The organism is Pseudomonas sp. GM78 (assembly GCF_000282475.1).
Taxonomy (GTDB): Bacteria; Pseudomonadota; Gammaproteobacteria; order Pseudomonadales; family Pseudomonadaceae; genus Aquipseudomonas.
Window position 1 is genome coordinate 48,436 of record NZ_AKJF01000017.1, and the last position, 23,845, is coordinate 72,280.

Consider the following 23,845-nt stretch of genomic DNA (forward strand, 5'->3'; position numbering starts at 1 on the left):
GTGGCGAGGGGATTCATCCCCTCGCCATCACACGCAAAAAGGTAACCATCATGCATATCGGATTTCTCGGCCTCGGCAACATGGGCGGCCCAATGGCCCGCAACCTGCTCAAGGCCGGCCACAGCCTGACCGTCTTCGATCCCTTCCCCCAGGCGGTCGCCGCCCTGGTCGAGGCCGGCGCCAGCGCCGCTGACTCGCCCGCCGGCGTGGCCAGGGCCGGGGTTGAAGTGATCGTCACCATGCTGCCAACCGCAGACCACGTGAAACAGGTCTATCGCGGCAAGGACGGCCTGCTGGCCAATATCGGACAAGGCGTGCTGTTGATCGACAGCTCGACCATCGACCCGCTGAGTGCCCGCGAGGTGGCCAAATTCGCCCTTGCCCAAGGCAACCCGATGCTCGACGCGCCGGTCTCCGGCGGCACCGGCGGCGCGACGGCGGGCACCCTGACGTTCATGGTCGGCGGCCCGGTCAGTGTGTACGACCAGGCCCTGCCGGTCCTCTCGGCCATGGGCAGGAACATCGTGCACTGCGGCGCGGCCGGTAACGGCCAGGTGGCCAAGATCGCCAACAACATGCTGCTCGGCATCTCCATGGTCGGCGTCGCCGAGGCCATGGCCCTGGGTGTGGCCCTGGGCATGGACGCCAAGGTGCTGGCCGGTGTCATCGGCACCTCCACCGGTCGCTGCTGGAGCTCGGAGATCAACAACCCGTTCCCCGGCGTGCTGGAAAATGCCCCGGCCTCGCGTGGCTACACCGGCGGCTTCGGCACCGACCTGATGCTCAAGGACCTCGGCCTCGCCACCGAAGCCGCCAAACAGGCGCGCCAACCGGTGGTGCTCGGCGCTGCCGCCCAGCAGCTGTACCAGACCTTCAGCCTGCAAGGTAATGGCGGCCTGGACTTCTCCGCCATCATCAAACTGTTCCGTGGAGAAGCCCAGGCATGAGCGGGCAGCAAGCCCCGGTGCTGGCCTGCGTGCGCAACCGCATCGGCCACCTGACGCTGAACCGGCCCAGCGCGCTGAACACCCTCGACCTGCCGACCGTGAAGCTGCTGTGCCAGTACCTGTGGGTGTGGGAACAGGACCCGGACATCGTCGCCGTCACCCTGCGTGGCGCCGGGGAAAAAGCCTTCTGTGCCGGTGGCGACATCCGCATGCTGTACGACAGTCACCAGGCCGGGGACAACCTGCACGAGCTGTTCCTCGAAGAGGAATATGCCCTGGACGAGTACCTGCATGGCTACTCCAAACCGGTGCTGGCGCTGCTCGACGGTTTCGTCCTGGGCGGTGGCATGGGCCTGGCGCAGGCCGCCTCGCTGCGGGTGATCACCGAGCGCACGCGCATGGGCATGCCGGAAGTCGGCATCGGCTTTTTCCCCGATGTCGGCGGCAGCTATTTCCTGCCGCGCCTTCCCGGTGAGCTGGGGATCTACCTGGGCGTCACCGGTTGCCAGGTTCGGGCCGCCGACGCGCTCTATGCCGACCTCGCCGACTACTACCTGCCCAGCGAGCGACTGGTGGAACTGGACGCCGCCCTCGATCACTTGAACTGGACTCCCGCGCCCGAAGAAGACTTGCAAGAGCTGCTGGCCGGCCTGGCCACCGAGCGCATTGCCGGATCGGAACTCAAGGCTTACCGCCAGGTGATCGATGAGTATTTTTCCCTGCCTGATGTGCCGGCGATTCGCAATGCGCTGCAGCGCGAGCAACGCCCCGAGCTGCGCGACTGGGCCGAACAGACGGTCGCGCTACTCGACAGCCGCTCACCGCTGGCAATGGCGGCGACCCTGGAACTGTTGCGTCGCGGTCGCTACCTGAGCCTGGCCGACTGTTTTGCCCTGGAGCTGCACCTGGACTACCAGTGGTTCGACAAGGGCGACCTGATGGAGGGGGTGCGCGCCTTGATCATCGACAAGGACAAGACCCCACGCTGGAACCCGCCCACCCTGGCGGAACTGGTGCCTGCGCGGGTGCAGGCTTTCTTCAACGATTTCCGCCCGGCCTCTGGCAAACCCCTTCGCACCGCCTGAACGGCAGGAGACTCGCAATGCACGATATCGAATTGACCGAAGAACAACGCATGATCCGCGACATGGCACGCGACTTCGCCCGCAGCGAAGTCGGCCCGCAGGCCCAGGCCTGGGAAAAGGCCGGCTGGATCGATGACGCCGTGGTTGCGCAGATGGGTGAACTGGGCCTGCTGGGCATGGTGGTGCCGGACACCTGGGGTGGCAGCTACACCGACTATGTGGCCTACGCCCTGGCCGTGGAGGAAATTTCCGCCGGCGACGGCGCCCTCGGCGCCTTGATGAGCATCCACAATTCGGTGGGCTGCGGCCCTCTGCTGAAATACGGCAGCCCGTCCCAGCAAGACCGCTGGCTGCCGCTTTTGGCCAGCGGCCAGGCCATTGGCTGCTTCTGCCTGACCGAGCCACAGGCAGGCACCGAAGCACACAACTTGCGCACTCGCGCCGAATTGCGCGACGGCCACTGGGTACTCAACGGCGCCAAGCAATTCGTCAGCAACGGCAAGCGCGCGAGCCTGGCCATTGTGTTTGCCGTCACCGATCCGGAACTGGGCAAGAAGGGCCTGTCGGCGTTCCTGGTGCCCACCGACAACCCAGGATTCGTGGTCGACCGCAGCGAACACAAGATGGGCATCAAGGCCTCCGATACCTGCGCGGTGACCCTGGATAACTGCACGATTCCCCAGGACCATTTGCTCGGCGAGCGCGGCAAGGGTCTGGCCATTGCCCTGTCCAACCTTGAAGGCGGCCGCATCGGCATCGCCGCCCAGGCCCTGGGGATTGCTCGCGCTGCCTTCGAGGCCGCCTTGGGGTATGCCCGCGAACGCGTCCAGTTCGCCAAGCCGATCATCGAACACCAGAGCGTGGCCAATCTGCTCGCGGACATGCACACCCGGCTCAATGCGACCCGCCTGCTGGTGCTGCATGCCGCGCGCCTGAAAAGCGCCGGGCAACCGTGCCTGTCCGAAGCGTCGCAGGCCAAGCTGTTCGCCTCGGAAATGGCCGAGCGCGTGTGTTCCAGCGCCGTGCAGATCCATGGCGGTTATGGCTACCTGGAGGATTACCCGGTGGAGCGCTATTACCGCGATGCACGCATCACCCAGATCTACGAAGGCACCAGCGAGGTCCAGCGCCTGCTGATCGCCCGCGAGCTGGCCCACTACGCCCTTTGAGCCCTTGGCCGCACGCGCCCTGCGTGCCGGCCGCCCCCTCGCCTGCCCCTTCTGGAGTTGCCCATGCCCGGCCTGCGTAACATTCCCATCAGCCGCCGCCTGTGGCTGATCCTGCTGACGTCCATCCTGATGCTGCTGATTCTCGCGGGCCTGCTGCTCAAGCAGAACCATGACGACCTCTATGCGGCCAAGGCCCTGAAAACCCGGCACGTGGTCGAGACCGCCAGCGGCATCCTGCGCCACTTCCAGAACCTGGAAGGCCAGGGTCTGGATCGTGAGCAGGCGCAACAACAGGCCCGCGCGGTCATACGCGACCTGCGCTACGACCGCGAGGACTACTTCTGGATCGAAGACCTCGACACGCGCATGGTCATGCACCCCAATGCCAAGCTCGAAGGCAAGCGCATGGCCGGCACCCGCGACCCTGACGGCAAGGCGCTGTTCGACGAGATGGTCGCCGTGGCCAACCGCGACGGCTCCGGCCTGGTGCACTACCGTTGGCCAAAGCCGGGCTCCGATGCGCCGGTGGAGAAGGTGTCCTATGTCGAACTGTTCAAGCCCTGGGGCTGGATCGTCGGCTCGGGCATCTACATCGACGACGTGCAAGTCGAGTTCCGCCGCCAGCTGATCAAGGCCTTCGTCATTGTGCTGACGATCGCCCTGCTGCTCAGCGCGCTGATCCTGCTGATCGCCCGCAGCATCGCCTCGCCCTTGGCGCAGGTGGTCAATGCCATGGAGAACATCGCCAGCGGCGAAGCCGACCTGACCCACAACCTGGACAGTCGCTGGCGCGATGAGCTGACCGCCCTGAGCAGCCACTTCAACGCGTTCACCCGCAAGCTGCGCACGGTGATCGGCCAGTCCATGCAGACCGCCGGCCACCTGGACCAGGCCTCGCAATCGCTCGGCGAGATTGCCAGCAACAGCCAGCGCCACAGCCAACAGCAATCACAGCAGATGGAACTGGTGGCCGCCGCCATCCACGAAGTCTCCTATGCCGTACAGGAAGTGGCGAAGAACGCCGAGCACGCCGCCAACGAAGTACGCCAGGCCGATGAGCAGGCACGCCAGGGCCAGCACAACATCGACAGCAGCCTGCGCCAGATCGACCAGTTGTCCGAGACCATCAGCCAGGCTGTCGGAGTGATCCAGAGCCTGGCCCAGGAAAGCACCCAGATCGGCAGCGTGCTGGAAGTGATCCGCGCCATCGCCGAGCAAACCAACCTGCTGGCGCTGAACGCCGCCATCGAGGCCGCGCGCGCTGGCGAACAGGGTCGCGGCTTCGCCGTGGTGGCCGACGAAGTGCGCCTGCTGGCCCAGCGCACCCAGCAGTCCACCGCGCAGATCCAGGGCATGATCGAACGCCTGCAGGGCAACTCCGAAGCGGCGGTGAACGTCATCAATGCCAGCAGCCAGGCCGCGCAACAAACTGTGCTGCAGGCCCGGGAAACCGGTGAAAGCCTGCACCTGGTCATCGCGGCGCTGCGCAACCTCACTGAACTGAACGCCTCGATTGCCAGTGCCACCCTGGAGCAATCCCACGTGGTCGAGGACATCAACCAGAATGTCACCCACGCCGCCTCGCTGGCCCAGGAGAATGCCCTGGCAGCGGATCAGTCCAATGAGGCCAGCCGGCATCTGGGTGAACTGGCGAGCCAGCTCAATCGGCTATTGGGGCAGTTCCGCCTATGAACGGGATGAGCCACTCTCTTTTGGCGGGGGCCATCGATCAGGTGCACCCCTCGCGATACCTGCAAACCCGGCAAAAAGCCCTCGAGCTGTTTGCCCGATGCGGTTTCAGCCGGGTCAGCATGCGCGACCTGGCCGCTTACCTGGGGATCAAGGCCGGCTCCATCTACAACCACATCGATAGCAAGGAGGCCCTGCTGTTCGAATTGATCGAGGAACTCTACGAACAGTTGCTGCACGGCGCCAGCCAGGTGAACCGACGCAAATCCGCGCCCGCTGTGCGACTGCACGCGCTGCTGGAGGCGCACCTGCTGCTGCATGAGCGCATGGGCGCGCATTTTCGCCTGGCCGAGCATGACCTCCATTGCCTGGACAGCGAACAGCAGGCCTCGATCCTGGCGTTGCGCAGGCGCTACGAGGAGCACCTGGTGGTCACGATAGAGCAGCTCACCGGCGTACCGGTGAGCATCGCCCTGCGCTCGACCTTGAGCGGCATCGTGTCCCTGCTCAACCAACTGCCGGCCTGGATCGCAGACTCGCCGGCAAGCAAGGGAGCCCGTCGCAAGCTGCTGCATGACATGGTCATGGGTGCCCTGCAGGGTGCGTTGCAGGCGACGCCCTCCAGCGGTTCGAAATTCCAGGCTCCTGCATCTACAGCGTCATGATCGACCGCAGCAACGCCTGGCCTTCATACAAGGTCGACAGATAACGTTCGCGCATCTGCTCCACGGTCATTCGCGATGCATGGGTGGTCAGCGTCAAGGTGGCCAATAGTGGCCTGCCTGAAAATCAGGCTTTTAACGAAGCATCCGCGATTATTCCGGAAAAAGTCGTCTCTACCGGCCCAGTGAGAAAGACTGATCCCACGCCGTCCCATTGGACCGTTACGGCTCCACCGTCACATTCAACTTCAACGCAATTGTCTAACAAGCCACGACGAATGCCGTTCACCGCGGCGCCACAAGAGCAGGAGCCTGAACCCAGCGGGATACCACCCCCGCGCTCCCAAATTCGCAACCGGATGTGCTTCCGGTCAATGACCTGCACGAAATGCACGTTCGTCCTGAGGGGAAACAAGGACGTGGTTTCAATTGTCGGCCCAATCGACGCAATCTCAACAGCTGTCAGATCATCGACAAAATAGGTGCAGTGCGGATTTCCCATGCCACAGGCTGTTGGGCTACCCGCCAGTGGCAACAGCAAAGTATCCATTTCCAAAGCCAGAGGAACATCTGACCAGCCCAAAAGCGGTTTTCCCATGTCTACAGAAATGGCGCCAGTTGAGGTTCGCTCGCAAGTTAGCAAGCCACGGTTGGTTCGCAGCGTTACTGAAGTCATGTTGGAGCCACGCATCAACATATCCGCGGCCCCGCGCGTTGCGCTGCCACAAGCGTCCAGCGGTGAGCCATCGGCATTCCAGAACATCAAACGCGCATCTGCATCATCGCAGTCGAACACCACCGCGAGTTGATTGAAGCCGACTCCTCGGTTCCGATCCCCCATTCGCCGAGCCATATTGCTGGTAATTGGATTGGGTAAATTTCGCGAGTCGACGATAACGAAATCATCACCATTGGCATGCATTTTATGAAAGCTCAGCGGCATAAATTGACCTGGCGGCGAGACGTGTGATGAATTAACGCATTGAAGCGATCTACCCCTATTTGCATAACTATTGCAAGACTCATTAGGCGGATGCGCTAAGCAGACTGGATAGATCGTTAGATTTGATTCGTCACCGTCTACTTTTGACCGATAGCTGCCCTCGGCAACCGTCCACTTCGGGTCGACTGCAACCTTCCCCACAGGCAACACCATCGCCCTACAACGTCATAATCGGCCGCAACAACGCCTGACCTTCATACAATGCAGACAAATAACGTTCGCGCATCTGCTCCACGGTCATTCGCGACGCATGGGTGGTCAGCGTCAAGGTGGCCTGCAACTGCCCTGCGCGATCAATCAACGGCACGCTCAACACCCGCATGCCCACTTCGTATTCCTGATCCACCAGCACGTAGCCTCGCTGCGCCGCCAAGGCGATTTCGGCGCGGATCTGCTTTTCATCGGTGAGCGTGTACGGCGTGATCGCCTGTGGCGGGTTGCGTTCGAAATACGCGTCGAGTGCCTCGGCATTCAGGCTCGCCAGCCAGAGCCGGCCACTGCCGGTGCAATACATGGGCACCCGTGAGCCAGGCCGGATCGACATCGAGGTGATGTGGCTGTAGCGACTGCGCACTACATGCACGATGTCATCGCCGTCGCGAATGCCCACCGACACATGCTCCTGGGTGGTTCGCGCCACCTGTTCGACGATCGGCCGCAGCATGCGCGGCAGCACGGCCGAATCGACATAGGCCTGGCCGATGCGCAAGGTCTTGGCGGTCAGCCAGTAGTAGCGCCCATCGGTCTGCGCGAAGTCGTCATGCACCAGGGTCAGCAGGAAACGCCGGGCGGCGCTCTGGGTCATGTCGGCCATGCGCGCTACCTCCGGCACACTCAGGCGCGGATGCTCCTGGGAAAACAACTGCAACAGCGCCAGGCCCTTTTGCAGGCCGACGATCAGGTCCCGTTGATGGATGGTGGGCTGCTTCATCGCGACGACTCTTATTCAGGTAAGTAGTGCGATTATCGCATTGCTGGTGCGATTATCAACGCAAACGCCTGGCAGTCTGATTGTCCGCCTCCCTCCCCCGCTCGCACTATCGACCCCACAACACAGCCAATAAGCGGGTACATCAAATGATTCAGGGTTCGACTGAACTGGTCGCCATCGTCGGCTCGCCTGTGACACAGGTCAAATCGCCGGAAAACTTCAACCGCTGGTTCGCTGAGCACCGGCAGAACGTTGCCATGCTGGCCATCGACCTGGCGCCGACCGCTCTGCAGAACTTCGTCGAGACCTTGCGTGGCTGGCAAAACCTGCGCGGCTGCGTGGTCACCGTCCCTTACAAACAGCTACTGGCCGGCCGCCTCGACAGCGTCAGTGCGCGCTCGGCGGCTCTGGGGTCGGTCAACGTGATCCGGCGCGAGGTCGACGGCCGGCTGGTGGGCGATATCGTCGACGGTGAAGGGTTTCTCAGTGCGGCGCGCCAGCAGGGTTTCAATCCGCGGGACAAACAGGCGCTGGTGATCGGCACCGGCGGTGTCGGCAGTGCGATTGCTTATTCACTGTGCCAGGCCGGGGTCAGTCACCTGGTGATCAGCGATTTGAACGCGGAGCGCGTCGAGATGCTCGGCGAACTGCTGCGCGGTGCTTTTCCCGAGATCGTGATCAGCGCCGACCCCGCCTCGCTCGAACACTTCGACCTGGTGGTCAACGCCTCGCCGGTCGGCATGGGCGCTACCGGCGATGAAGGCCCTCTGCCGTTGCCGCAAGACCTGATGCAAAGCCTGCAGGCGTCGACGCTGGTCGCCGATGTCGTGACGTCGCCGGCCATCACGCCGTTTCTCGCCTTCGCCCGACACCGTGGTTGCACGATCCAGACCGGCCCGCAAATGGCCCTGGCGCAACTGGGCAACCTCGGCCACTTCATGGGCGTGACACCGCTGCAGATCTGATCTGCGGTCGTGTCCTCGAGAGGCGATAGACAATGAACATGACGACTACCCAGCTCCCTGCCGGTGCCGACCTGACCTACGACGTGATTGTCCTGGGCAGCGGCGCCGCCGGTTTCGCTGCGGCGGTGACCGCCAGTTGCCGCGGCCTCAAGGTCTTGCTGGTGGAAAAGACCGAAGCCTTCGGCGGCACCTCGGCGATTTCCGGTGGCGCGGTCTGGCTGCACGACACCGATCAGGCCCGGGCCGCCGGGCACCACCTGGGCGCCGAGCAGATGCGCCGCTATCTCAAGGAAGTGATCGGTGCCGGCTACAACCCGGTGCTGATCGATTCCTTCATCGACAATGGTCGTGAAGCCTTGAGCTTTTTGCAGGCCCACAGCGAGCTCAAATACAGCCTGCGGCCACTGTCGCCCGACTACTACCCGGACTTGCCCGGCGGCACGCAAACCGGTCGCGCCCTGGAAATCGACGAGTACGACGGGCGCAAGCTCGGCGAGCACTTCAAAGACCTGAAGCGGCCACCGGACGGCATGCTGCTGTTCGGCGGCATGATGGTCAATCGTGTCGACATCCAGCACTTCCTCAGCTTCAAGCGCTCGCCTAAATCGCTCTGGCACTGCCTGAAACTGATGGGCCGATATGCCAAGGATCGCCTCAGCCATCCACGCGGCACGCGCCTGACCGTGGGCAATGCCTTGATCGCCCGGCTGGCGACCACCGCCTTCGCCAATGGCGTCGACTTGTGGCTCGAAGCGTCGCCCGAAGCGCTGCTGATCGAACAGGCAAGCGTAAAGGGCGTGCAGATCACCTGGCGCGGACAAACCCGCAAGGTATGGGCCAGGGGCGGCGTGGTATTGGCCATGGGCGGATTTGCCGCCGGCGCTCAGGCCGCGGGGCAGCGACCCGCGACGGACTCGGAACACTGGAGCATGTCGCCAGCGGCCAACGTGGGTGATGGACAGCGACTGGCTGCCTGGGTCGACGCCGCCATTGGCGACAACCTTGCGGCAAATTTCTTCTGGGCGCCGGTCTCGGTGCTGCGCAAAGCCGACGGCAGCCTGGAGCGCTTTCCGCACCTGGTGACCGATCGGGCCAAACCCGGTGTGATCGCGGTCAATCGCGCCGGGCAACGTTTCGTCAACGAATCGGACTCTTACCACTGCTTCGTCGAAGGCATGTTCGCCAATGGCGGCGCCAATGCGCCCTGCTGGCTGATCTGTGACAGCGAAGCCTTGAACCGGTACGGCATGGGCCTGGCCCGTCCGCGACCGGTCGACAACAGCGCGTTGATCGAAGCCGGTTATCTGCTGCGCGCAGACAGCCTCGCCGAACTGGCGCTCATTGCCGGCATCGATGCCACGGCCCTGGAGCAGACCCTGACGCAGTTCAACGCCGATGCGGCCCTTGGCGTCGACCGTCAGTTCGGCAAAGGCAGCAGCGCCTACAACCGCTACATGGGCGACCCGCTTCACGGCCCCAACCCGTGCCTGAAGCCGCTGCACAAGGCGCCGTTCTACGCCATTCGCCTGTTTACCGGAGACCTCGGCTCGGCTCGCGGACTGGTCACCAACGGCCAGGCCAACGTGCTCGACCGCAGCGGCGCACCGATCCCCGGCCTGTACGCCGCCGGCAACGAAATGAATTCGATCATGGACGGCACCTACCCCGGTCCCGGCATCACCCTCGGCCCGGGCATCACCTTCGGCTACCTCGCCGCCAGTGACATGGCAGCCCGTCTTGAACGCAACACAACCCAACAAACCCACAGTGGAGAACAGCATGTACTACGAACTGCGCACCTACACGATTAAACCGACCCGCCTTGGCGACTGGCTAGCCCTGTACAAAAGCGCGGCACTGGCCGTGCAGCAGGAGCACCTGGGCAACCTGGTCGGTTTCTTCACCACCGAAATCGGTGAGGTCAACCAGGTGGTGCACATCTGGGCCTACACCAGCCTCGACGATCGCATGGCCCGGCGCACAGCCATGGCAGCCGATCGGCGCTGGCAGGACTTTGCCCGGCAGAACAGGGAGCTCGACGCCGTGGTGACGCTGGAGTCGCGCCTGCTGCGCCCCACCGACTTCTCACCGTTGCAATAACCGTCCCTGTAGGAGCGAGCCTGCTCGCGATGGACGTCAACGATGACGCGGGGTGCCTGGATACACGCGGTGGATTTCAGATCATCGCGAGCATGCTCGCTCCTACAGGAAAAAGCCCAAAAAGAGACACAATGGAGGTCGCCATGAGCACCTTGCCGTCGATGAATGTCGACGACCTTATCTGTGATGTCCTGGTCATTGGTTCCGGCGCCTCGGGCCTGGCGACTGCCGTCACCTGCGCCGAACTTGGCCTAGACGTCATAGTGGTAGAAAAAGAACCCGTTCTCGGTGGTACCAGTGCCTGGTCGGGTGGCTGGCTGTGGATCCCTCGCAACCCCCTGGCAGTCGCCGAAGGCACGGTGGAAGAACTCGAACAGGCACGGACCTACCTGCGCCATGAACTGCACAGCGATGTGCTCGACCCGCGCCTGGAGATGTTCCTCGAACAAGGCCCGAAGATGGTCGAGTTTTTTCAGCGCCACACCGAAGTGCAATTTTTCTCCGGCAGCAAGATGCCGGACTTTCATGCCAGCGAAGGTCATGCCAGCGGTGGTCGCTCACTCTGCGCGTTGCCGTTCGATGGTCGTCGACTGGGTCCCTGGATCAACCAGCTGCGGCGTCCGCTGGACCTCATCAGCCTTGGCGGAATGGGCATTGCCGGCGGCGCCGATCTCAACCATTTCCTCAATGCGACCCAATCGCCAAGGTCAATGCTGTATGCCGGCAAACGCCTGTTGCGCCATGCCCGTGACCTGATGCGCCACGGCCGGGGCATGCTCCTGGTGAACGGCAACGCCTTGGTCGCCCGGCTGCTGAAAAGCGCCCTCGACCGCAACGTCCGCCTGCTGACCGAGACGCCGGTGCATGAGCTGCTGCGTGAGGATCAGCGTGTGGTTGGCGCCCGCATCGAGCGCAGCGCACGCCTGCTCGACATCCGCGCACGACGGGGTGTGGTGATGGCCTGCGGCGGGTTCCCCCACGACCGGCAACGCATTGCCCGGCAGTTCGCCCATGCCCCTGATGGCAGCGCCCACTTGAGCGCTGCCCCCAAGGGCAATACCGGCGACGGCTTGCGCCTGGGTGAAAGCGTCGGCGCACGCGTCGCCTGCGACCTGGCGCATGCCGCGGCGTGGGCACCGGTCTCTCGCGTGCCGCGCGAGGACGGAGGCTTCAGTGGTTTTCCACATTTGATGGAGCGGGCCAAACCGGGTTTTCTCGCGGTGCGTCAGGATGGTCGACGCTTCGTCAACGAAGCAGACTCCTACCATGACTACATGTGCGCACTGTTCGACGCCTGCAAACCTGGAGAAACCCCGGTGTCCTGGCTGATCTGCGACCACCGCGCCCAGCGGCGCTATGGCCTGGGCTGGTCCAGACCCTTTCCGTTCCCGACAGCGTCGTATGTGCGCAAGGGCTATCTGTTCAAGGACGCGACCCTGGCGGGACTGGCACACCAGTGCGGAATCGATGCGCAGCAACTGCAGGCCACGGTCGATACCTTCAACCAGTTTGCCGAGGAAGGCTGCGATCCGCAGTTTCGGCGTGGTGAGTCGCTGTACAACAAAAACCAGGGGGAGATTCTCCAGGGTCCCAACCCGTCCCTGGGCAGCCTGCGCCAAGCCCCCTTCTACGCCGTAAAGCTGGTGCACGGCAGCCTCGGCACCTTCGCCGGTCTGCACACCGATGCCTGTGCCCGGGTACTGGACAAAAACGAGGCGCCGATTCAAGGGTTGTTCGCCGTGGGCAATGATATGAACAGCGTCATGAACGGTTATTACCCCAGCGGTGGCATCACCCTCGGGCCGGGCATGACGTTCGGCTACATTGCCGCAAGAACGCTTGCAGGCTCGACGGCTTGACGCAGAGCGCTCTGGCAGGCGTTGCGCAAATTGCAGGGGCGCCCTAGAACTTTTCCCTGATTGCCGGTCTATTTGGATAGGCACATCCGCTCGCAAGCGCGAACCCGCAGGCTTCGCGCAACCGGATGGCCACACGTCCAATTGTCAATCAGAGGTTGTCTTCGCTCATGAAATTCCATGACCCACGGAGGGTGCTCTTCGGACTGTTCGCGCTCGCGGTAATGGGCTCGGCATCAGCCACACCGATGAAGACGCCAACCCCTGTTGTCGCCACGCAAATCTCAGCTGTCGAGGCGCCTGCCAAGGCCGCCGACAACCCTTGGCCGACCTTGGCCAGCTTGACCGGCAAGCAGACCTTGCTCGCCCATGACGACCGCTACTGGCACGACGGCCGCTGGCACAGTCGCCGTGACGAGTGGCGCCGAGACGAATGGCGCAGGGCCCAGTGGCGCAGAGAACAAGCCCGCCGGGAAGCCGAACGTCGTGATTGGGAGCGCCACCGCGACCGCGACCGCGCCATGCACCACCGCTACGACGACGATCGCCGCTACTATCGTCGCTAGGGCCACGCCAAGGGGGCGAAGGACATGAGCATCACGCGAATGGACAACGTCCTGATCGTTGTCGACGATCTCGAAGCGGTGAAGGCATTCTTCATCGCGCTGGGCCTCAAGCTCGAGGGCCAGACCACCGTTGAAGGGCCCTCCGTCGGCAGCCTCATCGGGCTTGCAAACGTGCGAGCCACCCTCGCGATGCTGCGCACGCCCGACGGCCAAGGCATTGAACTGGACAAGTTCCACACGCCGGACCCCATCAGGTTCGGCCCCGTGGACACGCCAATGAACGCCCTGGGTCTTCGTCGCATCATGTTTGCCGTCGATGACATCGATGGGCTCGTTGCACGTTTGCAAGCCCATGGCGCCGAACTGATTGGCCAGATGCAGTACGAGCAAGCGTACCGACTCGCCTACATGCGTGGGCCTGAGGGCATCATCGTCGCGCTTGCCGAGCAACTCGGTTAAGGCGGGCGGGTTGTTCGCGCGCACGACAATCACTGCATGGCAGGCAGCGTCTGCCCCTTGCATGCCCATGGTGTATTGGTGAACGAGCATCACCCAGGGCTTTGTAGATACTATGTGTATACGTGGAGCTTGCAATTGGCGATTTGCGTATCTACTATGTTTCTACGTTATGGAGGTGTGTATGCAAGTCAAAATTCAGCAATGGGGCAACAGCGCAGCGATTCGCTTGCCATCCACGGTGCTCAAACAAATGAGCCTGGTCAGCGGCGATCTCCTGTCGCTCGACGTGTCTGCAGAGGTGATGACACTCAAGCCGGCGAAAGCCAAACCGCATTACCGGCTGGCCGATTTGATGGCGCAATGCGATTTGACCGCACCAGAGCCAGCTGACCTTGCCGCCTGGAATGCCATGACACCGGTAGGGCGCGAAGCGTGAAACGAGCCAAATTCAACCGGGCAGACATTGTACGAGTGAACCTGAATCCCACCGCCGGCCGTGAACAACAGGGCGATTTTCGTCCGGCGCTGGTCCTTACACCGGCGGCCTATAACGCCTCGGGACTCGCCGTCATTGCCCCCATCACGCAAGGCGGCGATTTTGCTCGCTATGCGGGTTTCGCGGTGCCATTGAGCGGTTCGGGCACTGAGACACAGGGCGTTGTGCTGTGCAACCAGATTCGTACCGTTGATCTTGAGGCCCGCAGCGCCAAGCGCGTTGAGTCGGTTCCCGAGGTGGTGATTGATGATGTACTGGCCCGTGTCCAGGCACTCTTTGAATAACGGGAAAGTGTATGACTCAAATGTCTGATCCCCATCAATGGACGTGCACCATTCGAGAAAACTCGGGCGTCGCACGACATAAACGGTAAACGTCTCAATCCAGGCGTTTTTCAAAGTAAACGCGATCGAACCCATCCTCCGACCGCCGCTGGACCTCGACGTAACCGAGTCGAGGGTAGATTGACAGATTGTCGGTCATCTTCACGTTCGTGTAGAGATGAACGCTGCCTAGCCCCAAGCGTAGCGCCTGCGCCTCGCAAAATTGAACAAGTGCCTTGCCGATACCTTTGCCGCGCCCGGCTGCTGACACGGCCACGTTTTCGAGAAACATGTGCTGGTCCACGGGAAAGAAGACGATGAAGCCTCGCAGCTCATCCTGTTCTCCGGTGGAGATGTACACCAGACCGGCCGCTATCTGCGCCCTGAAATCCGCCAGCATCGGCGCCGGTTTTCGTCCTATCACGCCAACATACTGCGCATACGCTTGCTCGGCACAAGCGCGCACGGCGACCTCGTCGTCTGGAATGGCCTGGCGGATCAACTGTCGTTCGCTCATGAACAATGGGCCAGGCGCGCTTCCAGTTCCCTTATGCGCGTTTGCAGGCGTTCACGTTCGACGTATTCGGCGCTGATATCTTCGAAGACGCTGATCAGGTGATCGGGCAAGCCGTCCTGGGGTTGGCGCTGCAGCGAGGTGCGCGCCCGGACCCAGAGGTAACTGCCATCAAGGCGGCGCAAGCGTTTCTCGACCACGTAGCGGTCAATTTGGCCGGACAGCAGCTGGCGCAGCAATTCGAGGTTGTTCGGCAGATCGTCGGGGTGGGTGATTTCCTGGAAGGTCATGTCGTACAGCTCATCGGCACTGTAACCGAGCAATTCGCAGAGGCTGCCGTTGACTCGCTGCCAACCGCCATCCAGGCCGATATAGGCCAGCGCGCCCCAGGCCAGCTCGAAGATTGCCCGGAAGCGCTCTTCACTGTTGCGCAGCTCTTCCTCGATCATCATGCGCAGGGTGTTGTCCATGCTGATGCCGACCATTTTCACGGTTCGCCCGACCGCGTCCCTGACCGTTGTCGCCCGCGAGGAAATCCAGCGCATCTGGCCATCGGGCTGGAAGATTCGAAAGTCGAACTCACAGCCACTGCCTTCGTTGATCGCGCGTTGATACATGGCCTGCATCGCGGCGACATCTTCCGGCGGCAGGTGGCGCCAGAATTCCTCATTGGAATGCACCGGCCAGCCATACACCGTTTCAACGTTGGGTGAATACATCAGCTCATCGCTGATCAGGTTCCACTCCCAGGTGACGATGCGTGCGCCTTCCTGGGCCAGCTTCATGCGCTCTTCGCTTTCCATGATCTGGGTGGTGTAGCGCCGGCGCAGGTCCGTCATCGGCAGTTCGACGGTCTCGGCACCTTGCACATCGCGCAGGGCCTCCTCACCGTAACGCAGCCAGATCCAGTTGACCTTGAGAAAGTCCGCCAGCTTGCGCAGGTTGTCGTAGTCGATCTCGCCCCCACGGGTCCACTTGTGTACCGAAGTGCGCGAAATACCCAGCGCCGTGCCCACGACCTGCAGCGTCAGCTTGTTGAGTTCGAGCAATTCCTTGAGGCGGAAGGCGAAGCTGTTTTCCGTCATGTTCGGTCCTGTGTGGGGTGCCGGGGACAGCAGTATACACAGGAGTCAAAACCTTTGACGGCAGCAGCCCGCCCCCCCTGGAGGAGCGAGCTCGCTCGCGATGGGCTCAAGCGCGCCGCGTTGAACCAGCAAATGCGCGTAATCGTTAACGACCATCGCGAGCAGGCTCACTCCCACATCAGAGATCGATCACCAGGCGCTCACCGCGCGCCCGCGAGACGCAGAGCATCAGGGTTTGCTGGGAGGCCTTTTCTGCCTCGGACAGGTATTGGTCGAAATGCTCCACCTCGCCTTCGAGGATGGCGGTCTCGCACGTACCGCAGACGCCTTCGCGGCACAGGCAGTCAACCTGGGCAGCCTTGACGTTTTCGATGGCCTGGATGATGGTCATGCCCTCCTCCACCCGCAGTTCGCGACCGGAACGGCCCAGCACCAGCGTGAAGGCACCACCGCTGACGGGCGCAGCAGCGAACTGTTCGAAGTGCACGCGCGCATCGCTAATACCGGATTTTTTCGCGCCGTCGATAACCGCATCGATCAGCGGTTTCGGGCCACAGACGTAGACGTGAGCATCGTCGGCCAGGCCGGAAAACAGGCCGGCGAGGTCCAGGCGTCGCTCGAGGCTGTCGATGTAGAAGCTGACGTTTTGCCCATGCGGACCGTCGGCCAGTTCGCCTTGAAACGCACCATGCTCCGGACTGCGGAAGGCGTAGTGCAATTCATAAGGCACGGTTTCGCCTTGCAGTTCATGCAGCTGGGACAGGAACGGCGTGATGCCGATGCCACCGGCGATCAGCACGTGGCGACCGGCCTTTGGGTCAAGCGCGAACAGGTTGTTCGGGGTGGAGATGGTCAGCACGCTGCCGACTTCCACTTGCTGGTGCATGTACGCGGAGCCGCCCTTGGACTGCTCCTCCAGGCGTACGCCAACCTGATAGTGACTCAGGTCGCGAGGGTCGCTCATCAGCGAGTAGGCATTGCTGAATACCTGCCCCTGGGCGCCCTTCATCTGCACGATCACATGGCTGCCGCCGGTGAACGCCGGCATCGGCTGGCCATCCTCGCGTGCCAGGGTAAAACGCTTGATCTGTGGCGTTGCCTGTTCCACCGCGGTCACCCGCACGCTGAACATTTCGTATGTGTTGGCCATGATTCACCTCAATTGCAACACGGGGCGACAGCGGCCGCGCCGCCCCGGTAAAAAACTCACCCGGCTCAGACCGCCAGGCAGAGATACTTGATTTCCAGATAGTCCTCGATGCCGTACTTGGAGCCTTCGCGCCCCAGGCCGGACTGCTTGATGCCACCAAACGGCGCAACCTCGTTGGAGATCAGCCCGGTATTGACGCCCACCATGCCGTACTCCAGGCGCTCGGCGACCTTGAACACACGGGCGATGTCACGGCTGTAGAAGTACGCAGCCAACCCATAGAGGGTGTCGTTGGCCAGTTCGATCACTTCGTCATCGGACGAGAAGCGCACCAGCGCGGCGACCGGTCCAAAGATTTCGTCCTGCAGCAGGTCCATGCCCGGGCGAATGCCGCCGAGCACGGTTGGCTCGAAGAAGTTGCCGCCCAACGCATGAGGCTTGCCGCCCAGCAACAGGTCGGCGCCTTTGGCGGTGGCGTCGTCGATCAGGCTTTGCACCTTGGCCACCGCCTTGTCGGTGATCAGCGGGCCGATTTGCGTGCCCTCTGCCGAGCCATGACCGACGTCGAGCTCACGTACGCGCTCGACGAAGCGAGCGGTAAAACGCTCGTAGACGGCGTCATGCACGTAGAAGCGGTTGACGCAGACGCAGGTTTGCCCGGCATTGCGGTACTTGGCGACCAGCGCACCTTCGACCGCCGCCTCGATGTCGGCGTCTTCGAAGACAATGAACGGCGCGTTGCCCCCCAATTCCAGAGACACCTTCTTGATGGTCTCGGCACATTGCCCCATCAGCAGACGACCGACCGGCGTGGAGCCCGTGAAGCTGAGCTTGCGCACCAGCGGGTGGCCGGTGAGCTGCGCGCCAATGGTCGGCGCATCGCCGGTGACCACGTTGATCACGCCTGGCGGTACGCCGGCGCGCTCGGCCAGTTCGACCAGGGCCAGGGCGGAAAATGGCGTCTCGTTGGCCGGTTTGATCACCATGGTGCAACCGGCAGCCAGGGCCGGCGCAGCTTTGCGGGTGATCATCGCGGCCGGGAAGTTCCACGGGGTAATGGCCGCACAGACGCCGATACCCTGCTTGATCACCAGCAGGCGTTTATCCGCCGCCGGGCTCGGAATCACATCACCGTAGATGCGCTTGCCTTCCTCGGCGAACCACTCGATGAACGATGCCGCATAGCGGATTTCACCCAAGGCTTCGTGCAGCGGCTTGCCCTGCTCGAACGTCATCAGTTGTGCCAGGTCTTGTTCGTGTTCGAGCAGCAACTCGAACCAGCGACGCAGGATCTGCGCACGTTCCTTGGCGGTTTTTGCCCGCCAGCCTTCCAGCGCGGCATTGGCCGCTTCGATGGCGCGCACCGCTTCGGCGCCGCCCATCAACGGCACGTGGCCCAGGTGCTCGCCATTGGCCGGGTCGTGGACATCCACGCTACGACCGTTGTCAGCGTCACACCAGCGCCCGTTTATGTAGGCCTGCTGGCGGAACAGGTTGCAATCATTGAGTTTCACGCAAGGTACTCCGCGAACGGTCGCAGGCCCCTGGGGGCCTGCGGCGCGTGCTTTATCAGTCGAGGTGGGACACGGCGATCAGGTTGTGGAAGTGCGCGATGCCGTGTTCGCTGATGCCACTGCGCTCCTTGTCCACCATGATCCGGCCCTGGCCGCGATAGCCGCGGGACTTCAAGCCCTTCTGCACGCTTTCCACCAGGCGCAGGTCTTCCGGACGGAACACTTCGCGGTACCAGTCGATCAGCTTCTGCTGTTCCTCGGTGATGTCCTTGTTGAGGAAGTAGATGTCGTAGTGCTGCAGGGTGGTCTCGGCGTCGACCGGGAACTCGTAGATCACGGTCATGAAGTTGGCGCCCGGCGGCACGTTGAACATGGTGCACGGCCAGGCCCAGAAGCCGGCGAAGGACGGATCGGTGACCGACTCGTCGACCTGGAACGATTGCTCGGACGACTTGGCGATGCCGTACTGTAGCGACCAGTTGCCATGCATGGTGTGCACATACTGACCGACGTCTACCGAGTCGGCAAAGCTTGGGTGCGCCGGACCGCAGTGGTAGCACTCCATGTAGTTGTCGACGATGGACTTCCAGTTGGCCGGCGTGTCGCTGACGAAACGTGCCGCCAGTTGCAGGTTGTCGATCACGCCGCAGGCGCTGCGCATACGGGCTTCTAGACCCGGCAACTGGTCTTCGACGCTACCGGCATCAGGGTCCATGTTGACGAAGATGAAGCCGGCATATTCCTCGACGCGCAGTTGCACCAGGCTGAAGTCACCTTTGTCGAAGGCTTCGACCTGATCGCAGTTGCGTACGTGGGTCAGCTCGCCGTCCAGCTTGAAGGTCCAGGCGTGGTACGGGCAGGCGATCACGTTCTTGGCCTTGCCACTGCCTTCGAGCAATTGGTGGCCACGGTGCGGGCATACGTTGTAGAAAGCACGCAGCACGCTGTCGCGACCACGGATCACGATGATGCTTTCACCGATCACTTCGCGGGTGATGTAGGCATTGTTTTCCGCCACTTCGCTGCGATGCCCCAGGCAGATCCAGCTCTTGGCGAAGATCTTTTCCTTCTCGTGTTCGAACACGGCCGCACTGGTGTAGAAGTTGGCAGGGATGGTGAAAGCGCGCGCAGCATCGCTGCAGAAATCAGCGGGCAAACGTTCGAAATCAGTCATGGGTGTCTCCAGGCTCTCAATGACCTGCGCCAAGCGCAGGACTTTAGTTATCAGTTAACTGCAACCCGATGGTTAACAAAACAGGCAAAAAAAAGGCCTGTCGGTCGCGCTGTCTTCGGGCAGACAGCACGACCCCAGGATCAATCAGGCCACGGCCACCGGCTCGGCAGCGTGGGTTACCGCAGGCTTGCCACCCGGTTGCTGCGCAGCCATGGCGGCGGCTTCCTCTTCGATACGGTGGGCCGGCACATGGCCGTAGTCCTGCAGCATCCACTTGAAGAAACCGTAGACCTTGACCAGCAGGATCAGGGTGAACGGGATGGCGGTCAGCACCACGGCGGTCTTCATGGTCGACAGCGATGCCTTGGCGAACAGCATGGCCAACGGCACCAGGGTCAGCGTGATGCACCAGAACAGGCGATGGGTCGGCGAAGGGTCGTCGCCTTCCTTCAGGTTGCGGGTACTGGTCGCTGCCACGGCATAGGCGGCAGCGTCCATGTGCGAGGCGCAGAACACCGCCATGATGAACAGGTACACGGCGAGGAACACCTTGCCCACCGGCAGCGACATGATCAGCGCCTGCACCGCGCTTTCACCGCCTTGTTCGGTGAGGATTTTCGGCACATCGATGGCGCCGGTGATGAACTGGTGCATGCTGAAGCTTTCCAGCGCGCCAAAGAAGAACCAGCAACCGACGCTGCCGCCCATCAACAGGGCGAACACCACTTCCTTGATCTGCCGACCGCGGGAAACCCGGGTCACGAACATCGCCACGCCTGGCGCGTAGGACACCCACCAGAGCCAGTAGAACACTGTCCAGTTGCGGGTGAATTCACCATTGCCGGCCGGGTCGGTGAACAGGCTCATGTGCACGTAGTTCTGGATCATCAAGCCAATGCCGTTGGCGGTGTTGTTGATCGCGAACTGGGTAGGCCCCACCAACAGCACCACGGCGGCGAACAACAACGCGCCGTAGCAGACGATCTTGCTGAGCTTTTGCAGGCCGCCGTCGATGCCGATGTAGGAACTGAGAGAGAACAGCACAGCGATCAGGCCGATCACCGTCACTTGCAGGGTGAAGGTATCGGGAATGCCGACCAGGCCCGACAGGCCTCGGGTCAGGGTCGACGCGGTGAGCGCCAGGGACACGGTCAGTGCGCCCATCATGGTCAGCAGGAAGATCAGGTCGACGATGCGCCCCACCGGGCCCGTGGCCTTGAAGCCGGTGACCGCTTCGACGATGGAGGCCAGGTTGAGGCCGCTCTTCTTGCGCACATGGAAGTGATACGCCATCGCCAGAGACGCCAGGGCGTAGATCGACCACGCGCTGATGCCCCAGTGGAAGAACGAATAGCTGACGCTGTACTCCAGCGCTTGGCGCGATTGCGCGGCGATGTTCAGGCCCGGCGTCTGATAGTAGTAGGCCCACTCCATCACCCCCCAGTAGAGGGTGGAAGAACCCATGCCGGCGCAGATGAACATGAACACCCACGTGGCGGTGGAGTATTCCGGCTTGCCGCTGCCAAGACGAATGTTGCCGTACTTGCTGAAGGCGATGTAGAGCACGGCCAGCGAGCTGCCGAAGATCAGCATTTGCACGGCGGTGCCAAAGGTACGGGTGGAAAATTCAAACAACTGGTTCGCAGCTTTCTCCGCCTCGGAGGGGAATGCCGCGAGCCCGACGACCGTGAGCAGTACCGCAATCAAGCTCATGGAGATCAGGAACACATCAACCTTTTTATTCTTGGGGGACATCAGGCGTCTCCTGGGACGTTTTTTTTATTTGGATCTCGCATCCGACGCAGGCAGTTTCGGAAGCAAAGTGCAGCATCAGGGCAGGTTGACGACTTACTCTTTAGTTAACCATTAGTTAACAGCTACCCAGTGGTTAACAGTTTGCAGATAATCAGCCCACAACGCAAGAGCAGCATGTCGGCTCGATGGCTTGCGCCAACCGTGGCGCAAGCCCATTTGCAATCAGCTCAAGTGCCGCGCCAATCAGCCTTCGATGATTTCAGCGATGGCCTGGCCAACCGCCTGGGTGGACAACGAGCCCCCCATGTCGCGGGTCACGGTGCCGCTGGCAATCACCTGCTCGATGGCCTTGAGGATCTCGTCGTGGGCGGCGCGATAGCGCTCGTCGCCCTGGCCAAGGAACTCCAGCATCAGTGCGCCGGACCAGATCATGGCAATCGGGTTGGCAATGTTCTGGCCGAAGATGTCCGGGGCCGAGCCATGCACCGGCTCGAACAGCGAAGGGAATTTGCGTTCCGGGTTGAGGTTGGCCGACGGCGCGATGCCGATGGTGCCGGCGCATGCCGGGCCGAGGTCGGAGAGGATGTCACCGAACAGGTTGGACGCCACCACCACGTCGAAGCGCTCCGGCTGCAACACGAAACGCGCGCACAGGATATCGATGTGCTGCTTGTCCCAGGTGATGTCCGGATAATTGGTTGCCATGGCGGCCGTGCGCTCGTCCCAGTAAGGCATGCTCACGGCCATGCCATTGGACTTGGTGGCCGACGTCAGGCGCTTGCGCTCACGGGTCTGCGCCAGGTCGAAAGCGTACTTGAGGATGCGGTCGACGCCACGACGGGTGAACACCGATTCCTGCAGCACGAACTCGTTTTCGGTGCCTTCGAACATGCGCCCGCCGAGCGAGGAATACTCGCCTTCGGTGTTCTCGCGGATCACCACGAAGTCGATGTCGCCCGGCTTCTTGCCAGCCAGCGGGCACGGCACGCCGGGGAACAGGCGCACCGGGCGAATATTCACGTACTGGTCAAAATCGCGACGGAACTTCAACAGCGAGCCCCACAGCGAAATGTGGTCGGGCACCTTGTCTGGCCAGCCGACAGCACCGAAGTACAGGGCATCGAAGCCCTTGAGCTGGTCGAACCAGTCATCGGGCATCATCTTGCCGTGCTCGAGGTAGTAGTCGCAGCTGGCCCATTCGAAGTGTTCGAACTCCAGCGCCAGGCCAAATTTACGCGCCGCCGCCTGGACCACCCGCAAGCCTTCCGGCAGTACTTCCAGGCCAATACCGTCACCGGCGATTGCGGCGATTCTGAATGTCTTGTTCATGCTGGCACCCTTGTTGGATCAGTGGTTGGATGTGATGCCGGCCATGCTATAAGTTGACGAAGCAAGTATAATCAGCGCAACTGTTGATACTTATTATCCGAACTGTGAACAATCTACCGAACCTGGAAGACCTCAACGTCTTCGTCCATGTTGCCCGGCGCTCCAGCTTCTCCAGCGCCGCCGCCGAACTGGGCATGTCCACCGCGTTCATCAGCAAACGCATTCGCCTGCTCGAGCAGAACCTCGGCGTGCGCCTGCTGCATCGCACCACCCGCCGGGTGTCGGTGAGTGACGATGGCGAGCGGATCTACCAGTGGGCGTTGCGCATCCTCGACTCCGTGCAGCGCATGGGCGATGACGTCAGTGCGCAGCACCGCGAGCCCAGCGGGCAACTGCGGATCGCCAGCAGCCTCGGACTGGGCCGGCGCTTCGTCGCCCCTGCCCTTTCGGAACTGGCCGAGCGCTACCCGCAACTGGACATCCGCCTCGATGTACAGGACCGCTTGATCGATCTGATCGACGAAGGCTTCGACCTCGACGTGCGGGTCGGCAACGAAATCGATCCGCACCTCATCGCCAAGCCGCTGGCGCGCAATCGCCGGGTACTCTGCGCCGCGCCGGCGTACCTGGAACGGCACGGCACACCGCGCACACTGGCGGAGCTGGCGACACACGATTGCCTGGTGATCAAGGAGCGCGATCACCCCTTCGGGGTCTGGCACCTGCAAGGGCCGGAAGGCGAGGAACAAGTGAAAGTGACGGGCTCGCTGTCGTCCAATCACGGTGAAGTGGTGCACCAGTGGTGCATCGATGGCCGAGGCATTCTGCTGCGCTCATGGTGGGACGTGTACGACAGCCTGGAGGACGGGCGCCTCGTGCAGGTATTGCCCGAGTACAGGCAGGCGGCGGACATCTGGGCGGTGTACACGGCGCCCCTCGCCACTTCGGCCAAGGTGCGGGTGGCTGTTGAATGCCTGCGGCAGTACTTTGCCGAGCGCTACAGCCTGCCGCAAACGTGAATCAGCAGGCTAAGCCCAGAGGCAACATTCAGTCAGTCCCCCGATCGCTGCGCA

Annotated in this window: 23 protein-coding genes and 2 pseudogenes; 15 read left to right on the top strand and 10 right to left on the bottom strand. The window is 62.3% G+C overall.

From position 1 onward, the window contains the following. Positions 1 to 50 precede the first annotated feature (50 nt). The 6 genes and pseudogenes from mmsB to PMI35_RS29895 all read left to right on the top strand — a co-directional run bounded on the left by mmsB (position 51) and on the right by PMI35_RS29895 (position 5,555). Positions 51 to 947, top strand: coding sequence for a 3-hydroxyisobutyrate dehydrogenase (mmsB, locus tag PMI35_RS29915; RefSeq protein ID WP_032831291.1), 897 nt, complete (start codon positions 51 to 53; stop codon positions 945 to 947). Then, complete coding sequence (locus PMI35_RS29910) at positions 944 to 2,032, top strand: enoyl-CoA hydratase/isomerase family protein (RefSeq protein ID WP_008054937.1); 1,089 nt, start codon at positions 944 to 946, stop codon at positions 2,030 to 2,032. The genes mmsB and PMI35_RS29910 overlap by 4 nt, the downstream gene beginning before the upstream one ends. Before the next feature lie 17 nt (positions 2,033 to 2,049). Continuing rightward, positions 2,050 to 3,201: an acyl-CoA dehydrogenase family protein gene (locus tag PMI35_RS29905; RefSeq protein WP_008054939.1), complete on the top strand. Its 1,152-nt coding sequence runs from the start codon at positions 2,050 to 2,052 to the stop codon at positions 3,199 to 3,201. Positions 3,202 to 3,330: 129 nt separating this feature from the next. Then, positions 3,331 to 4,035, top strand: a pseudogene (locus tag PMI35_RS35785) (cache domain-containing protein); the annotation flags it as partial. Positions 4,036 to 4,158: 123 nt separating this feature from the next. Then, on the top strand, positions 4,159 to 4,893 hold the full coding sequence (locus PMI35_RS35790; protein ID WP_443217043.1) for a methyl-accepting chemotaxis protein: 735 nt from the start codon (positions 4,159 to 4,161) through the stop codon (positions 4,891 to 4,893). Continuing rightward, entirely contained in the window at positions 4,890 to 5,555 is a 666-nt protein-coding gene (locus PMI35_RS29895) for a TetR/AcrR family transcriptional regulator (protein WP_008054943.1), read from the top strand. Before PMI35_RS35790 ends, PMI35_RS29895 begins: the two co-directional genes overlap by 4 nt. Here the strand turns inward: PMI35_RS29895 and PMI35_RS34515 are convergent. The 3 genes and pseudogenes from PMI35_RS34515 to PMI35_RS29885 all read right to left on the bottom strand — a co-directional run. After that, positions 5,542 to 5,664: pseudogene (locus tag PMI35_RS34515) on the bottom strand (IclR family transcriptional regulator); the annotation flags it as partial. The gene PMI35_RS29895 and the pseudogene PMI35_RS34515 overlap by 14 nt on opposite strands. Before the next feature lie 15 nt (positions 5,665 to 5,679). Beyond that, positions 5,680 to 6,495 carry a diaminopimelate epimerase gene (gene dapF / locus PMI35_RS29890; protein ID WP_008054945.1) on the bottom strand — a complete coding sequence of 272 codons (816 nt, stop codon included), beginning with the start codon at positions 6,493 to 6,495 and terminating at the stop codon, positions 5,680 to 5,682. Between the two features lie 217 nt (positions 6,496 to 6,712). Then, positions 6,713 to 7,486, bottom strand: a complete 774-nt coding sequence (locus tag PMI35_RS29885; RefSeq protein ID WP_008054946.1) for an IclR family transcriptional regulator domain-containing protein — start codon at positions 7,484 to 7,486, stop codon at positions 6,713 to 6,715. A 146-nt stretch (positions 7,487 to 7,632) separates the two neighbouring features. On the opposite strand from PMI35_RS29885, the gene PMI35_RS29880 reads away from it, so the two are divergent. From PMI35_RS29880 to PMI35_RS29845, 8 genes are all read left to right on the top strand, one after another. Further along, entirely contained in the window at positions 7,633 to 8,451 is an 819-nt protein-coding gene (locus PMI35_RS29880; RefSeq protein ID WP_008054947.1) for a shikimate dehydrogenase family protein, read from the top strand. Between the two features lie 32 nt (positions 8,452 to 8,483). Next, the gene (locus PMI35_RS29875) at positions 8,484 to 10,262 is read left to right on the top strand and encodes an FAD-dependent oxidoreductase (RefSeq protein ID WP_008054949.1); all 1,779 of its coding nucleotides are present in this window, start codon (positions 8,484 to 8,486) and stop codon (positions 10,260 to 10,262) included. Continuing rightward, complete coding sequence (locus PMI35_RS29870; protein ID WP_008054951.1) at positions 10,231 to 10,551, top strand: NIPSNAP family protein; 321 nt, start codon at positions 10,231 to 10,233, stop codon at positions 10,549 to 10,551. The genes PMI35_RS29875 and PMI35_RS29870 overlap by 32 nt, the downstream gene beginning before the upstream one ends. Positions 10,552 to 10,694: 143 nt before the next feature. Further along, positions 10,695 to 12,410 carry an FAD-dependent oxidoreductase gene (locus PMI35_RS29865; protein WP_008054958.1) on the top strand — a complete coding sequence of 572 codons (1,716 nt, stop codon included), beginning with the start codon at positions 10,695 to 10,697 and terminating at the stop codon, positions 12,408 to 12,410. 167 nt (positions 12,411 to 12,577) lie between these two features. Then, positions 12,578 to 12,973 carry a hypothetical protein gene (locus PMI35_RS29860; RefSeq protein ID WP_008054959.1) on the top strand — a complete coding sequence of 132 codons (396 nt, stop codon included), beginning with the start codon at positions 12,578 to 12,580 and terminating at the stop codon, positions 12,971 to 12,973. A gap of 24 nt (positions 12,974 to 12,997) precedes the next feature. Next, positions 12,998 to 13,432: a VOC family protein gene (locus PMI35_RS29855; RefSeq protein WP_008054960.1), complete on the top strand. Its 435-nt coding sequence runs from the start codon at positions 12,998 to 13,000 to the stop codon at positions 13,430 to 13,432. Positions 13,433 to 13,613: 181 nt separating this feature from the next. Further along, positions 13,614 to 13,868, top strand: coding sequence for an AbrB/MazE/SpoVT family DNA-binding domain-containing protein (locus PMI35_RS29850; RefSeq protein WP_008054961.1), 255 nt, complete (start codon positions 13,614 to 13,616; stop codon positions 13,866 to 13,868). Beyond that, entirely contained in the window at positions 13,865 to 14,212 is a 348-nt protein-coding gene (locus PMI35_RS29845) for a type II toxin-antitoxin system ChpB family toxin (RefSeq protein WP_008054962.1), read from the top strand. The genes PMI35_RS29850 and PMI35_RS29845 overlap by 4 nt, the downstream gene beginning before the upstream one ends. A 94-nt stretch (positions 14,213 to 14,306) precedes the next feature. On the opposite strand, the gene PMI35_RS29840 is transcribed toward PMI35_RS29845, so the two are convergent. The 7 genes from PMI35_RS29840 to PMI35_RS29810 all read right to left on the bottom strand — a co-directional run bounded on the left by PMI35_RS29840 (position 14,307) and on the right by PMI35_RS29810 (position 22,772). Beyond that, positions 14,307 to 14,768 carry a GNAT family N-acetyltransferase gene (locus tag PMI35_RS29840; RefSeq protein ID WP_008054963.1) on the bottom strand — a complete coding sequence of 154 codons (462 nt, stop codon included), beginning with the start codon at positions 14,766 to 14,768 and terminating at the stop codon, positions 14,307 to 14,309. Beyond that, positions 14,765 to 15,850 carry a helix-turn-helix domain-containing protein gene (locus PMI35_RS29835; protein ID WP_008054965.1) on the bottom strand — a complete coding sequence of 362 codons (1,086 nt, stop codon included), beginning with the start codon at positions 15,848 to 15,850 and terminating at the stop codon, positions 14,765 to 14,767. Before PMI35_RS29835 ends, PMI35_RS29840 begins: the two co-directional genes overlap by 4 nt. Positions 15,851 to 16,028: 178 nt before the next feature. Next, a complete protein-coding gene (locus PMI35_RS29830; RefSeq protein ID WP_008054966.1) occupies positions 16,029 to 17,000 on the bottom strand; it encodes a PDR/VanB family oxidoreductase in 972 nt (323 codons plus the stop codon). 65 nt (positions 17,001 to 17,065) lie between these two features. Then, positions 17,066 to 18,514: an NAD-dependent succinate-semialdehyde dehydrogenase gene (locus tag PMI35_RS29825; RefSeq protein WP_008054967.1), complete on the bottom strand. Its 1,449-nt coding sequence runs from the start codon at positions 18,512 to 18,514 to the stop codon at positions 17,066 to 17,068. Positions 18,515 to 18,569: 55 nt separating this feature from the next. Continuing rightward, positions 18,570 to 19,688: an aromatic ring-hydroxylating oxygenase subunit alpha gene (locus PMI35_RS29820; RefSeq protein WP_008054968.1), complete on the bottom strand. Its 1,119-nt coding sequence runs from the start codon at positions 19,686 to 19,688 to the stop codon at positions 18,570 to 18,572. 144 nt (positions 19,689 to 19,832) lie between these two features. Further along, positions 19,833 to 21,443 carry a BCCT family transporter gene (locus PMI35_RS29815; protein ID WP_008054969.1) on the bottom strand — a complete coding sequence of 537 codons (1,611 nt, stop codon included), beginning with the start codon at positions 21,441 to 21,443 and terminating at the stop codon, positions 19,833 to 19,835. A gap of 243 nt (positions 21,444 to 21,686) precedes the next feature. Then, entirely contained in the window at positions 21,687 to 22,772 is a 1,086-nt protein-coding gene (locus tag PMI35_RS29810) for a tartrate dehydrogenase (protein ID WP_008054970.1), read from the bottom strand. A gap of 104 nt (positions 22,773 to 22,876) precedes the next feature. Here PMI35_RS29810 and PMI35_RS29805 point away from each other — a divergent pair, with 104 nt between their 5' ends. Then, positions 22,877 to 23,791, top strand: coding sequence for a LysR substrate-binding domain-containing protein (locus PMI35_RS29805; protein WP_008054971.1), 915 nt, complete (start codon positions 22,877 to 22,879; stop codon positions 23,789 to 23,791). Positions 23,792 to 23,845: the final 54 nt, after the last annotated feature.

What these genes read in the sequence shown, in the direction of transcription:
- PMI35_RS29840 (WP_008054963.1), bottom strand. Translation starts at nt 14,768, where the DNA reads ATGAGCGAACGACAGTTGATCCGCCAGGCCATTCCAGACGACGAGGTC.
- PMI35_RS29895 (WP_008054943.1), top strand. Translation starts at nt 4,890, where the DNA reads ATGAACGGGATGAGCCACTCTCTTTTGGCGGGGGCCATCGATCAGGTG.
- PMI35_RS29880 (WP_008054947.1), top strand. Translation starts at nt 7,633, where the DNA reads ATGATTCAGGGTTCGACTGAACTGGTCGCCATCGTCGGCTCGCCTGTG.
- PMI35_RS35790 (WP_443217043.1), top strand. Translation starts at nt 4,159, where the DNA reads ATGGAACTGGTGGCCGCCGCCATCCACGAAGTCTCCTATGCCGTACAG.
- PMI35_RS29835 (WP_008054965.1), bottom strand. Translation starts at nt 15,850, where the DNA reads ATGACGGAAAACAGCTTCGCCTTCCGCCTCAAGGAATTGCTCGAACTC.
- PMI35_RS29910 (WP_008054937.1), top strand. Translation starts at nt 944, where the DNA reads ATGAGCGGGCAGCAAGCCCCGGTGCTGGCCTGCGTGCGCAACCGCATC.
- PMI35_RS29905 (WP_008054939.1), top strand. Translation starts at nt 2,050, where the DNA reads ATGCACGATATCGAATTGACCGAAGAACAACGCATGATCCGCGACATG.
- mmsB (WP_032831291.1), top strand. Translation starts at nt 51, where the DNA reads ATGCATATCGGATTTCTCGGCCTCGGCAACATGGGCGGCCCAATGGCC.
- PMI35_RS29830 (WP_008054966.1), bottom strand. Translation starts at nt 17,000, where the DNA reads ATGGCCAACACATACGAAATGTTCAGCGTGCGGGTGACCGCGGTGGAA.
- PMI35_RS29870 (WP_008054951.1), top strand. Translation starts at nt 10,231, where the DNA reads ATGTACTACGAACTGCGCACCTACACGATTAAACCGACCCGCCTTGGC.
- dapF (WP_008054945.1), bottom strand. Translation starts at nt 6,495, where the DNA reads ATGCCGCTGAGCTTTCATAAAATGCATGCCAATGGTGATGATTTCGTT.
- PMI35_RS29865 (WP_008054958.1), top strand. Translation starts at nt 10,695, where the DNA reads ATGAGCACCTTGCCGTCGATGAATGTCGACGACCTTATCTGTGATGTC.
- PMI35_RS29855 (WP_008054960.1), top strand. Translation starts at nt 12,998, where the DNA reads ATGAGCATCACGCGAATGGACAACGTCCTGATCGTTGTCGACGATCTC.
- PMI35_RS29850 (WP_008054961.1), top strand. Translation starts at nt 13,614, where the DNA reads ATGCAAGTCAAAATTCAGCAATGGGGCAACAGCGCAGCGATTCGCTTG.
- PMI35_RS29820 (WP_008054968.1), bottom strand. Translation starts at nt 19,688, where the DNA reads ATGACTGATTTCGAACGTTTGCCCGCTGATTTCTGCAGCGATGCTGCG.
- PMI35_RS29815 (WP_008054969.1), bottom strand. Translation starts at nt 21,443, where the DNA reads ATGTCCCCCAAGAATAAAAAGGTTGATGTGTTCCTGATCTCCATGAGC.
- PMI35_RS29885 (WP_008054946.1), bottom strand. Translation starts at nt 7,486, where the DNA reads ATGAAGCAGCCCACCATCCATCAACGGGACCTGATCGTCGGCCTGCAA.
- PMI35_RS29860 (WP_008054959.1), top strand. Translation starts at nt 12,578, where the DNA reads ATGAAATTCCATGACCCACGGAGGGTGCTCTTCGGACTGTTCGCGCTC.
- PMI35_RS29810 (WP_008054970.1), bottom strand. Translation starts at nt 22,772, where the DNA reads ATGAACAAGACATTCAGAATCGCCGCAATCGCCGGTGACGGTATTGGC.
- PMI35_RS29875 (WP_008054949.1), top strand. Translation starts at nt 8,484, where the DNA reads ATGAACATGACGACTACCCAGCTCCCTGCCGGTGCCGACCTGACCTAC.